The sequence below is a fragment of the Streptomyces pyxinae genome, assembly GCF_024756275.1.
In the GTDB taxonomy this organism is placed as follows: Bacteria; Actinomycetota; Actinomycetes; order Streptomycetales; family Streptomycetaceae; genus Streptomyces; species Streptomyces pyxinae.
The window spans coordinates 85,486-97,506 of the sequence record NZ_JANUGQ010000001.1 but is presented as its reverse complement, the minus strand read 5'-3'; the positions used below and the strand labels follow the sequence as shown (position 1 = coordinate 97,506).

Annotated in this window: 7 protein-coding genes; 6 read left to right on the top strand and 1 reads right to left on the bottom strand. The window is 73.9% G+C overall.

Features of this window, described 5'->3' with window-relative positions:
- Nucleotides 1-24 precede the first annotated feature (24 nt).
- From NX801_RS00410 to glgP, 5 genes are all read left to right on the top strand, one after another.
- Nucleotides 25-978, top strand: a complete 954-nt coding sequence (locus tag NX801_RS00410; RefSeq protein ID WP_258784685.1) for an AraC family transcriptional regulator — start codon at nt 25-27, stop codon at nt 976-978.
- 294 nt (nt 979-1,272) lie between these two features.
- Nucleotides 1,273-2,763, top strand: coding sequence for a 4-hydroxyphenylacetate 3-hydroxylase family protein (locus tag NX801_RS00405; RefSeq protein ID WP_258784684.1), 1,491 nt, complete (start codon nt 1,273-1,275; stop codon nt 2,761-2,763).
- A gap of 529 nt (nt 2,764-3,292) precedes the next feature.
- The gene (locus NX801_RS00400; protein WP_258784683.1) at nt 3,293-4,414 is read left to right on the top strand and encodes a monodechloroaminopyrrolnitrin synthase PrnB family protein; all 1,122 of its coding nucleotides are present in this window, start codon (nt 3,293-3,295) and stop codon (nt 4,412-4,414) included.
- A gap of 111 nt (nt 4,415-4,525) precedes the next feature.
- Nucleotides 4,526-5,887 carry an FAD-dependent monooxygenase gene (locus NX801_RS00395; protein ID WP_258784682.1) on the top strand — a complete coding sequence of 454 codons (1,362 nt, stop codon included), beginning with the start codon at nt 4,526-4,528 and terminating at the stop codon, nt 5,885-5,887.
- A gap of 591 nt (nt 5,888-6,478) precedes the next feature.
- A complete protein-coding gene (gene glgP / locus NX801_RS00390; RefSeq protein ID WP_258784681.1) occupies nt 6,479-9,100 on the top strand; it encodes an alpha-glucan family phosphorylase in 2,622 nt (873 codons plus the stop codon).
- A gap of 216 nt (nt 9,101-9,316) precedes the next feature.
- Here the strand turns inward: glgP and NX801_RS00385 are convergent, their stop codons facing one another.
- On the bottom strand, nt 9,317-11,356 hold the full coding sequence (locus NX801_RS00385) for a M4 family metallopeptidase (protein ID WP_258784680.1): 2,040 nt from the start codon (nt 11,354-11,356) through the stop codon (nt 9,317-9,319).
- 407 nt (nt 11,357-11,763) lie between these two features.
- Between NX801_RS00385 and NX801_RS00380 the strand changes: the two genes are divergently transcribed.
- Nucleotides 11,764-11,976, top strand: a complete 213-nt coding sequence (locus tag NX801_RS00380) for a hypothetical protein (RefSeq protein WP_258784679.1) — start codon at nt 11,764-11,766, stop codon at nt 11,974-11,976.
- Nucleotides 11,977-12,021: the final 45 nt, after the last annotated feature.

Below are 12,021 nucleotides of genomic sequence, written 5' to 3'. Positions count from 1 at the left end.
GGGGCGGGGGTTGAAGGATCGTCCATGGACACCGTGGGAACCGACAGCGACGACCTCCTGAGCGAACTGCTCAAACCACTGCGCCTGACGGGCGTCTTCGACAGCCGCTGGCACGTCCGCGCCCCCTGGGCGATCGAGGGCGACGCCGAGCAGAGCTGCGCGATCCTGCACTACCTCGTGGAGGGCGAGTGCTGGATCACCAGTGAGGGCCGGACACCGCTGCGGCTGCGCGCCGGCGACCTCGCCGTCTTCCCCACCGGCACCGCGCACCGGCTCTCCGACCGGCCCGAGCGGCAGGGCCTGCCGCTCAACGCCGTGCTGCCCGGGCGGCAGCCGGGCACCTCAGGCGAGCTGCGGATCGAGGGCACCGGACCGGTCAGCCGGCTGCTCTGCGCGGGCCTGCACTACGACGCCAGCGCCGCCACCGGTCTCTACCGGGCGCTGCCCTGGGCGCTGGTGCTGGACGGCACCCAGGTGAAGCGGGAGCCACTGCTCCGGGACACCCTGCGCCTGCTCGCCGCCCCGCACCGGCCGGCCGGCCCCGGCGACCGGCTGATCACCCTGCGCGCCTTCGAGATGGCGCTGGTACTGGCGCTCCGGCCGCTGCTGCGGGAGCTCACCGAGAACCCCGGGGCACTGCCGGTGCTGAGCCACCCGGGGATCAGCCGGGCCCTGGTGATGATCGCGACCAGGTTCTCCGAGCCCTGGACCATCGAGTCGCTCGCCCGGGAGGCCGGCATGTCCCGCTCGGCCTTCACCTCGGCCTTCCGGGCGCTGGTCGGGGAGGCACCGGCCCGCCATCTGACCGGCCGCCGGATGCAGGAGGCGGCGCGGCTGCTCGGTGAGACCTCACTGCCGCAGTCGGCCGTGCCGCAGCGGGTCGGCTACCAGAGCGCGGTCGGTTTCCATCTCGCCTTCCGCAAATGGTTCGGACAGACCCCGGGGGAGTACCGGGCGGGGACGGCCGGGGCCGCCTGACCCCGGTGACACCGATGACACCGGAGCCGCCTGACATGCGTGACATGTGGGGACAGCCGCTGGCGGGTTCTTAAGGACCCCTGGACGGACGTTCATTGCCCCGGACACACGCCGCCGGAGAGGCTCTGCACCGGCAAAGACTCACCGCGGGACGCGAGCGATCCGCGCGGAATCCGCACGAGGGATGCCCGCCGGCCGGGCGAGCGGGTCCGCGAGGGCCCACGAGGGGCCCACGAGAGGTCCGCGAGCGGAGCCGCCAGGGGGTCATCGATCGGGGGAGAGGGGGAGAGACGGTTGACGAGGTCCGGCCGGGAGTATCTGGAGTCGCTGCGCGACGGCCGCGAGGTGTGGCTCGACGGCGAACGGATCGCGGACGTCACCGCGCACCCGGCCTTCCGGAACACCGCCGCCTCGCTGGCCGGCCTCTACGACCTGGCGCACGACTCCCCGCACACCCCGGTGCTCACCCGGGACGGTGTCCACCGCGCCTTCCTCGTCCCGCGCGACCACCCGGACCTGGTCGCCCGCCGCCGGGCCCACAAGGTGTGGGCCGAGGCGAGCTACGGCTTCCTGGGCCGCGCCCCGGACTGCATGGCGGCCGGGGCGGCCGGATTCGCCGCCGCGCCCGGGGTGTTCACCGGGGAGACGTACGACGGGGCGGCCAACGCCCTCGCCTGCCACCGGCGGCTGGCCGAGGGGGACCTGCACGCGGCCTTCACCCTCACCAACCCCCGGAACGACCGCGTCCGGTCCACCGCGGGACAGGAGGAGGACGACCCGGTGGTGCGGGTGGTCGCGGAGAAGGACGGCGGCATCGTCGTCCGGGGCGCCAAGACGATCGGCACCGGCACGGTCTTCGCCAACGAGGTGATCGTCGGCACCATCGAGCCGCTCGCCCCCGCCGACATCGAGCACGCCGTCTCGTTCTCGCTCCCGGTGGCCGCCCCCGGGCTGAAACTGATCGCCCGCACCTCCTACGAGGGCCGGGCCCGCAGTGTCTTCGACAACCCGCTCTCCGCCCGGTTCGACGAGAACGACGCGCTGCTCGTCTGCGACGACGTCTTCGTCCCCTGGGAGAACGTCCTCACCTACCGGGACGTGGAGACCAGCCATCACATGTGGTGGCGGACCCCGGCGTACGTCAACTTCGTCCACCAGGCGGCCACCCGCTTCTGGACCAAGCTGGAGTTCCTCACCGGCCTCGCCATCCTGCTGACCCGGGCCAACGACACCCACGCGCTGCCGCAGGTCGTCCAGTCCGTCGGCCGGCTGCTCGGCTGGGTCGCCCAGGCCAAGGCGTTCGTACTGGCCGCCGAAGTGTCGTACGAGGAGGTGGACGGCGGGCGCGGCGGGGTGATGCCCGGCACCGAGATCTCGTACGCCCACCGGATCATGGCCGGGGAGCTGTACCCCCGGGCGGTGCGGGAGATCAAGCTGCTGGCGGGCGGCGGGCTCATCCAGCTGCCCGCCTCCGGCGACGACCTGCTCCACCCGGAGCTGGGGCCGCTGATCCGCAAGTACGTCCGCTCGCCCGGCACCCCGGCGGAGGAGCGGGTGAAACTGCTCAAGCTGGCCTGGGACGCGCTGGGTTCGGAGTTCGCCGGGCGCCATGAACAGTACGAGCGCTTCTACCACGGCGCCCCGCACGTCTATCTGGCCCAGCAGGCCTGGGCGGGCGACGGCGCCGCCTGCGAGGCACTGGCCCGCGACTGCCTGGCCGGCTACGAACTGGGCGGCGACCGGGGCGACGGCCGGCCGGGTGACCGGGGGAGCGGCCGGGCATGAGGGGCACCCGGGCGGTGAACGGCGCGGATACGGCGAGTGCGGTGGGCACGGCAGGCACGGCGGGGGTGCCCGGCCGGGGCCTCGGGAGCGGTCGTCCCGTGCCGGGTGCCGCCGGCCACGCGTCCAGTGCCGCCGGCCACGCGCCGGGGGGCTGACGGATGCCCCGCGCAGCGAGGACCGGCCACCCCGGCCGAGCGGCCGAATCCCCTGGCCCGGTCGGTCACTTCGGCCACCGGGATCACATCGACCCGCTCAGTCACATTGACACCATTGATCACAGCAATCACAGCAATCACAGCAATCACAATGACCACACTGGTCACAGCACTCACGTCGATCAAGCCGATCACACCACTGACACCGATCACACCACTGATGCCGATCACGCCGATCACGCCGAATATGCCGGTCACACCGGCCGAACCGGCCACCCCGATCCGCCCGGCCGGGCCGGCGCACCGGTCGTGGCCCGGGGCGGCCGGCCGCCGGCGCGGCATCGTCATCGACACCGCCCGAGGGAGACATCCCGTTGACCCTGTACGACCTCGTCGCGCCCGGTCTCGACGGCAGCGCCGACCCGCGCTACCGGATAGCCGAGATCCGCGCGGCCGACCCGCTCGGCGCCGATCAGCCGCTCGCCGCGCTGCCCGGCATGAACCGGGACGCCGATGTGCCCGCGCTCACCGCCGCCCTGCGCGGGCTGCTGCCCGACCCCGCCGGGGTGGCCCGGTGGAGCGTGCCGGAGGCACTGGCCGCGATGCGCGACCTCGGGATGCTGCTCGGGTCGCTGAAACGTCACGGCACCGAGCCGCTCGCCGCCGTCCCGGACGCCCTGCCGGTGCTGGCCGCGCTCGGCAGGCGTACCGGGATGGTCCCCCGGGACACCGTGCACCACTACACCACCTGGAACCCGCCCGGCGCCCGGCAGCGGATGTTCACCGGGGAGCGGATGGAGGCCCATCTCCAGCAGGCCGTCCGGATGGTCTTCCCCGCGCTGGTCGCCGCCCTGGACACCTGCGGGGAGCTGGCCCGGCTCGAACCGTACGACCCCGGCTTCGCCACCGCCCTGGACCGTACCGCCCACCAGGTGCGGGCCATGGTCGACTCCATCGACTTCACCGTCGCCCAGGTCTCGCCGGTCTTCTTCGCGCGCGGCCTGCGCCCCTACTTCGAGGAGGTCGAGATCGCGGGCCGCCGCTATCTGGGCCCGGCCGCCGCCCAGGTGCCGCTCTGGCTGGTGGACCTGACGGTGTGGCAGTGCGACCGGTCCGACCCGGCCTACGACGCCTTCCTGGACGAGTCCGCCGTCTACGCCCTGCCGGCCTGGCGGGCCTTCCGGTCCGCGCACCGGGGCGGCACCTCCGCCGTCAGCAAGCTCTCCGCCGCGCTCAGCTGGGAGGGCGGGTCCCGGACGCCCCCGGCGCTCGCCCGGTCCGCGCGCTCGCTGGCGGAGCTGCTGCGGATCCTGAAGACCTTCCGGGCCCGCCACTTCGGGATCGCCCGCAAGGCGTACGGCGAGGAGGTACGGCTCTACGAGGCGGGCAGCGGTGGTGCGCCGGTCGCCCTGCTGCGCACCGTGCTCGATCTGACCCGGGACAACGAGACGCTGGTCCGCCGTGCCGCCGAACGCCCCCGCACCCCGGCCGCCTGAGGCCCGGGGCGCCGCCCGGGAGGCGCCGGCGCGCCGGACGTGCGGGATGTACGGGACGTGCGGGACGTGCCGGACACGGCTGGACGCAGCAGGACGTGAAGGACACCGCCCATGAGCCCGACGACCCCCATCAGCCCCACGACCCCGGCGCCCCCGGTGCTCCCGGCGACCCCGCACATCCTCGTCGCCGGCGGCGGCGTCGCCGGGCTCACCACCGCGCTGGCCCTGCACCACGCGGGGTACGAGCGGATCACCGTGGTGGAGGCGGCCCGCGAGATCAAACCGGTCGGCGCCGGGCTGAACCTGATGCCCAACGCCGTCCGGGAACTGGACGCCCTCGGGGTGCTGGACGCGCTGGCCGCCGGTGCCGTACGCACCCGGGAGCTGCGCTACTACCACCGGAGCGGCGGACTGATCGCCCGGGAGGACCGGGGCACCGCCGCCGGCTACCGCTGGCCCCAGCTCTCCGTCCACCGGGGCCATCTCCAGCTCGTCCTGGCCGGCGCGGTACGGGCCCGGCTGGGCGCGGCGGCCATCGTCGGCGGGGTCCGGGTGACCGGGGTCGACCCGCGCCCGGACGGCCGGCCCCGGGTGCGGCTGGCGCACCGGGACGGCAGCCGGCAGGGGCTCGCCACGCTCGAACCCGATCTGCTGATCGGCGCCGACGGCATCCGGTCGGCCGTCCGCGCCGCCCTCCGTCCGGACGAGGGCGAGCCGCCCTGGAAGGGCACCCTGATCTGGCGCGGGGTCTCCCGGATGGCCGCCGCGCGGACCGCCCCGTACATGGTCATCGCCGGCGACGACCGGCGGAAGGCGGTGCTCTACCCGCTCACCGAGCCCACGCCGGGCCGCTCCGAGGTTCTCGTCAACTGGGCGCTGGCCCTGCCCGCCGCCGAGGCGTATCCGCGCGGGCCCGGCCCGGACCTGCCGCGCGGGGACTGGAACCGGCCGGTGCCGGTCGCCCGGTTCGCCCCGCACTACGAGGGCTGGGAGTTCGGCGGCTGGCGCGTACCCGAGGTGCTGCGGGCGGCCGACGGGGCGTTCGAGTACCCGATGGCGGACCGGGAGCCGCTGACGCGCTGGAGCCTGGGCCGCACCACCCTGGTCGGGGACGCCGCGCACGCCATGTACCCGATCGGTTCCAACGGCGCCAGCCAGGCCGTGATGGACGCCCGCGCCCTCGCCCACGCGCTGGCCCGCCACCACGACCCGGTCGAGGCGCTCGCCGCCTACGAGGCCGGGCGGCGGCCCGCCATGACGGCGCTCCAGCACGCCAACCGCCGGCTCGGCCCCGAGGTGGTCATCGATCTGGCGCACCGGCGGGCCCCCGGCGGCTTCACCGACATTGACGCCGTCATCCCGCCGGAGGAGCGCCGGGAGATCGCCGCCCGGTACGCCGTCACCGGCTCCTTCGACCCGGCCGCGGTCAACGCGGGTTCGCCGTACCACATTCCGGCCGCCGTGCCCCGCTGAATCTTCTGATGGGTCATCGGTTCCCCCTTCCGGCCGGGCGCGGTCCCGATACGCGCCCGGCGCACCGGGAGGAATGCGCCCCCTGTACGCCCCCGGGGCGCGGCCCGCCGGGAGGTGCCGGACCGGCGCCCGGCTCCCCGGCCCGACATCTCCCGGGCGGTCCCGTCGGGCGCCGTCGCCGCAGCTCGGCGCGGGTCCCGCCGGTCCCGGCGGCCCCCCGCGCCCCAGCCGCGCGGGTGTCGTCCGGGTCGCCCGGTCGGCCCCCGCACCGCCGTCCGGGCGAGGCTGGCCGGGCGGGTGAGAGAGGTGCGTACGGTCCCGTGCGCCGTGGTTGCCAGGGGCACGGGACGACTACCGTCACGACTACCGCCGGACGGACGAGGGCGGACGCGCGGCCGTGCGCGCCCGCCCCGTCCGCACGGCCCGCCCGTCCGCACCCCCAGTCCCCCCGCCCCGTCCACGCACGACGCCCGCCCCGTCCACGTACAACGCCCGGCGCTCCACGCACAACGCCCGGCGCTCCACGCTCACCGAACGCGTACCGGCGCCAAATACGTACCGAGACGCCCCTGCCCTGCGAAGGTGGAACACGTGAAGGCAATCCGTCGATTCACCGTGCGCCCCGTCCTGCCCGAACCCCTGCGACCGCTCAGCGACCTCGCGCGGAATCTGCGCTGGTCCTGGCATGCCGAGACCCGCGAGCTGTTCCAGGCCGTCGATCCCGAAGGCTGGTCCGCGGCCGGCTGCGACCCGGTGCGGCTGCTCGGCTCAGTACCGGCCGCGCGGCTCACCGAGCTCTCCCGGGACCGGCGCTTCCTGCGCCGCCTCGCCGCCGCCTCCGACGACCTCGACGACTATCTGCGCGGCCGCCGCTGGTACCAGACCCAGCAGGACGCCGACCTCCCCGCCGCCATCGCCTACTTCTCGCCCGAGTTCGGCGTCACCGCCGCCCTGCCGCAGTACTCCGGCGGGCTCGGCATCCTCGCCGGCGACCACCTCAAGGCCGCCTCCGACCTCGGCGTACCGCTCGTCGGCGTCGGCCTGCTCTACCGCCACGGCTACTTCCGGCAGTCGCTCTCCCGGGACGGCTGGCAGCAGGAGCAGTACCCGCTGCTCGACCCCAACGAGCTGCCGCTCAGCCTGCTCCGGGACGCCGGCGGCGCCCCCGTCCGGGTGCGGCTCGCGCTGCCGGCCGGCCGCTGTCTGCACGCCCATGTCTGGGTGGCCCGGGTCGGCCGGGTGCCGCTGCTGCTGCTCGACTCGGACGTGGAGGAGAACGGCCCCTCCGAGCGGAACGTCACCGACCGGCTCTACGGCGGCGGCAGCGAGCACCGGCTGCTCCAGGAAATGCTGCTCGGAATAGGAGGTGTCCGGGCGGTACGGGCGTACTGCGCCCTCACCGGCCACCCCGAGCCCGAGGTGTTCCACACCAACGAGGGGCACGCCGGCTTCCTCGGCCTGGAGCGCATCCGGGAGCTGAGCGAGCGGGGCGTCTCCTTCGACGCCGCGCTGGAGGCGGTCCGGGCCGGCACCGTCTTCACCACCCACACCCCCGTCCCGGCCGGCATCGACCGCTTCGACCGGGAGCTGGTAGCCCGGCACTTCGGCGAGGGCGCCGAGCTGCCCGGTCTCGACACCGCCCGGATCCTCCAGCTCGGCCAGGAGACCTACCCCGGCGGGCGGCCCGACCTGTTCAACATGGCCGTGATGGGGCTGCGCCTGGCCCAGCGCGCCAATGGCGTCTCCACCCTGCACGGGGCGGTCAGCCGGGGGATGTTCGCCGGGCTCTGGCCGGGCTTCGACGCCGAGGAGGTGCCCATCACCTCCATCACCAACGGCGTCCACGCGCCCACCTGGGTGGCGCCCGAGGTGTTCCGGCTCGGCTCCCGGCGGATCGGTGCCCAGCAGGCCGAGGACGCGCTGAGCTTCGGCGGCGCGCAGCGCTGGGAGGCCGTCGGGGAGATCCCGGACACGGCCATCTGGGAGCTCCGCCGGGAGCTGCGCGAACAGCTGGTGACCGAGGTCCGCACCCGGCTGCGCGCCTCCTGGCGGCAGCGCGGGGCCGGCTCCGCCGAGCTGGGCTGGATCGACGGGGTGCTCGACCCGGAGGTGCTCACCATCGGCTTCGCCCGCCGGGTGCCCTCGTACAAGCGGCTCACCCTGATGCTGCGGGACCGCGAGCGCCTCACCGAACTGCTGCTCCACCCGACCCGGCCGGTGCAGATCGTGGTCGCCGGCAAGGCGCACCCGGCCGACGACGGCGGCAAGCGGCTGGTGCAGGAGCTGGTGCGGTTCTCCGACGACCCGCGCGTCCGGCACCGGATCGTCTTCCTGCCGGACTACGGCATGGGGATGGCCCAGAAGCTCTACCCCGGCTGCGACGTGTGGCTGAACAACCCGCTGCGCCCGCTGGAGGCGTGCGGCACCAGCGGGATGAAGGCCGCGCTCAACGGCGGCCTCAACCTCTCGGTGCTGGACGGCTGGTGGGACGAGTGGTACGAGCCGGACTTCGGCTGGGCCATCCCCACCGCCGACGGGCCCACCACCGACGAGGAGCGCCGGGACGACCTGGAGGCCCATGCCCTCTACGAGCTGATCGAGCAGCGGGTGGCGCCGAGGTTCTACGACCGGGGCCCGGCCGGGGTGCCGCAGCGGTGGGTGGAGATGGTCCGCTCCACGCTGGCCAACCTCGGCCCCAGGGTGCTGGCCGGCCGGATGGTGCGCGAGTACGTCGAGCGGCTGTACGCCCCCGCCGCGCAGGCGCACCGCGCCATGGACGCCACCGCGGCGCACGACCTGGCCGAGTGGAAGGCCCGGGTGCGCGCCGCCTGGCCCGGGGTGACGGTCGACCACGTGGAGGTGGACGAGGCCAGCGGGGTGGCCGAACTGGGCTCCACCCTGGCGCTGCGGGTCCGGGTCACCCTCGGCGACCTCCGGCCCGAGGACGTGGACGTCCAGGCGGTGGCCGGCCGGGTGGACGCCCAGGACTCGCTGGCCGACGCCCAGCCGTTCCCGCTCAAACCGGCCGGCGGCCCGGACCAGCAGGGCCGCTGGGTCTTCGAGGGCCCGCTCACCCTGGACCGCACCGGGCCGTTCGGCTACACCGTCCGGATACTGCCGGCCCACCGTCTGCTGCCGGCCGGCGCCGATCTGGGCCTGGTCGCGCTGCCGACCGAGAGCACCGGGGAGGGCGCCGGGGTCCTGATGCGCTGACCCGGCCGGTGCGGCGCGGCCCGGCGCCGTACCGCACCGCCCGGCCGCGTACGAGACACGAGCACGCACGAGACACGAGCACGCACGAGGTGCGACCACGCACGAGGTGGCCGCCCGGGGTCTTCCGGGCGGCCACCGCCGTACTCACCCGTGCACGGACTCACCCGCGCGCGGACTCACTCACAGGTCCCGCCGTCCACCGGACCGGTCACGGGGTTACGGGAAGGTGAGCTTGAACCCGTTGATGTAGCCGGTGTCCTGCGCGGCCTTGTCCTGGACCCGCAGCTTCCAGGAGCCGTTGGCGACCTCGCTGGAGGCGTTCACCGTGTAGGTGGCCTTCACGTTGTCCGCCGAGTCCGAGGAACTGTACGGCTTCAGGTTGTAGACCGAGCCGTCCGGGGCGACCAGGTCCACGACCAGGTCGCCGCGGTAGGTGTGGACGATGTCCACGTCCACCTTGAGGGCCGAGGGCGCGTTGCCGGTGATCCCGGTGACGTTGACGGCCGAGGTGACGGCCGCGCCGTTGTCCGGGATGTTGACCCGGGCGGTGTTCTCGAAGACCTTGCCGCCGGGGTCGCCGCCGCCCGGACGGGCGCCGACGTTGATGCCGGCCCAGGCGTTCTCGACCGCCTTCACCTCCGCGCTGTTCGCGCCGTACAGCTCGGTCGCGGCGGCGACCGTACCGGTGCGGGCGGCGGCGTAGTTGGTGGTCGAGTTGAACTTGGTGGTGAGCGCCTTGAACCAGATCAGCGCGGCCTTGTCCCGGCCGATCCCGGTGACGGGCAGGCCGTCCGAGGTCGGGGAGTCGTAGTTGACGCCGTTGACGGTCTTGGCGCCGCTGCCCTCGGAGAGCAGGTAGAACCAGTGGTTCGCCGGGCCCGAGGAGTAGTGGACGTCGATGTTGCCGATGCCGGAGTACCAGGCGTCCTTGGAGGCGCCGTCCTTGCTCGGCTTGTCCATGTACCGCAGCGGGGATCCGTCGCCGCGGATGTCGATCTTCTCGCCGACCAGGTAGTCGCCCTTGTCCTGGGCGTTGTTGGCGTAGAACTCGACGGCGGCGGCGAAGATGTCCGAGGTCGCCTCGTTGAGGCCGCCGGACTCGCCGCTGTAGACCAGCTTGGCGGTGGCGGCGGTGACGCCGTGGGTCATCTCGTGGGCGGCCACGTCGATGGAGGTCAGCGGCTTGGAGTTGCCCGAGCCGTCGCCGTACGTCATGCAGAAGCAGCTGTCCTGCCAGAACGCGTTGACGTAGTTGTTGCCGTAGTGGACCCGGGAGTACGCGCCGACGCCGTCGCCCCGGATACCGGTGCGGCCGTGCACGTTCTTGTAGTAGTCCCAGGTCAGCGCGGCGCCGTAGTGGGCGTCGGCGCCGGCCGTCTCGGCGTTGCCCGGGGTGCCGTCGCCCCAGACGTCGTCCGGTCCGGTGAACAGCGTGCCGGTGCCCGAGGTGCCCCGGTTGAGGTTGTACGTCTTGTGGCCGCCGCGCCCGGTGTCGGTCAGCGTGTACGAGGAGCCGCTGCCGCTGGTGCCCAGGGTGACCTGGCCGCTGTACTGGGTGTTGCCGGTGCCCTCCTGGACGCCCTGCCACTCGTACAGCTTGGCGCCGGTGGTGGCGTCGGTGACGACGTGCAGCTCGTTGGGGGTGCCGTCGTGCTGGAGGCCGCCGACGACGGTCTCGTACGCGAGCACCGGCTTGCCCTGCGCCAGCCAGACCACCTTGCGGGGCGCGTTCGTCGCCTTGGCCGCCTTGGAGCCCTCCGCCCGGGCGGCGGTCAGCGCCTGCTTCTCGGCGCCGGCCGGAGCCACGTCGGCGGTGACGTCGACGTTCTTGAGCACCGCCCGGGACGCCTTGCTGACGCTCTCGGTCTTCCCCGCCCTGGTCTCGGCCACGACCAGGTCGCCGCCGAGGACCGGGAGGCCCGCGTAGGTGCGCTCGTAACGGGTGTGGGTGGTGCCGTCGCGGTCCTGGACCACGTCCCGGACGACCAGCTTCTCCTGGGCGCCGAGGCCGAGTTCACGGGCGGTCTCGGCCTTGCCGGCGTCGGCCGCGCGTATCAGCGCGGTGCGCTGGGCGGGGGTGAGGTCGGCGGGCAGCGCGCCGGGGTTGGCCGGTCCCGCGGCCTGCGCCTTGGGCGCGGCGCGGAAGGTGTCGGGGGCGGCGGTGGCGGCACCGGACTGCACTCCCACGGCGAGCATGGCGGCAGCGGCGATCAGAGCGCCGGTCGCGGTGGCGCGACGGCTGGGCGTGGATCTCACGCAGACTCCTTTTGCGAGGGGGGTTACGGACGGCGGGGTGGGCCGTCCGGCGAGCAAGCAGAGCAAGCGGCACCGTCCGAACACGATGGGAACGCGTGTCGAACGGTTGGTGCGGAGAACGTGGGAAGAGTGACAGCCGCCGCCCTGTGATGTCAGGACCGCGTCAACAACTTGGCCAGAATTGGTCCGTTGCCCGAAAAACCCTGTTCGTTAACCGGACGTTTCATCGTGTCACCGGTCTTCGCTCCCAGCGCGGATCAGGTGTGTCACCTGATGAACGGAGTGTGACGCTCCCGCCCCCGCCGGGCATACCCCCCTGGCCGAATCCCGACCTCCCACTCCTTGTACCGTCCCGGCCGGTGTGATCCACTGCCCCTCCGCACACCGTTCGATCCGGGGGGACGACCATGACCGCACTCATCACCCTGCTGGGGATCCTGGGCCTCGCCGTGGCGGCCGCCGTCACGGTGCTCCTCCGCCGCGCCGGCTCCCGTACCGAGAACACCGACGGTCTCCTCCTGGAGCGGCACCACCGCCTCCAGGCCCGCGCCGACCGCACCGCCTACAGCTCCTGGTCCGTCCACAACACCCCCTACCACTCCCGCGGCCGCCGCCCCTGAGACCACCGGGCGGACCGGGTGCCCGTGGGTGACAGGGGGGGGCGG

What these genes read in the sequence shown, in the direction of transcription:
- NX801_RS00410 (WP_258784685.1), top strand. Translation starts at nt 25, where the DNA reads ATGGACACCGTGGGAACCGACAGCGACGACCTCCTGAGCGAACTGCTC.
- NX801_RS00395 (WP_258784682.1), top strand. Translation starts at nt 4,526, where the DNA reads ATGAGCCCGACGACCCCCATCAGCCCCACGACCCCGGCGCCCCCGGTG.
- NX801_RS00380 (WP_258784679.1), top strand. Translation starts at nt 11,764, where the DNA reads ATGACCGCACTCATCACCCTGCTGGGGATCCTGGGCCTCGCCGTGGCG.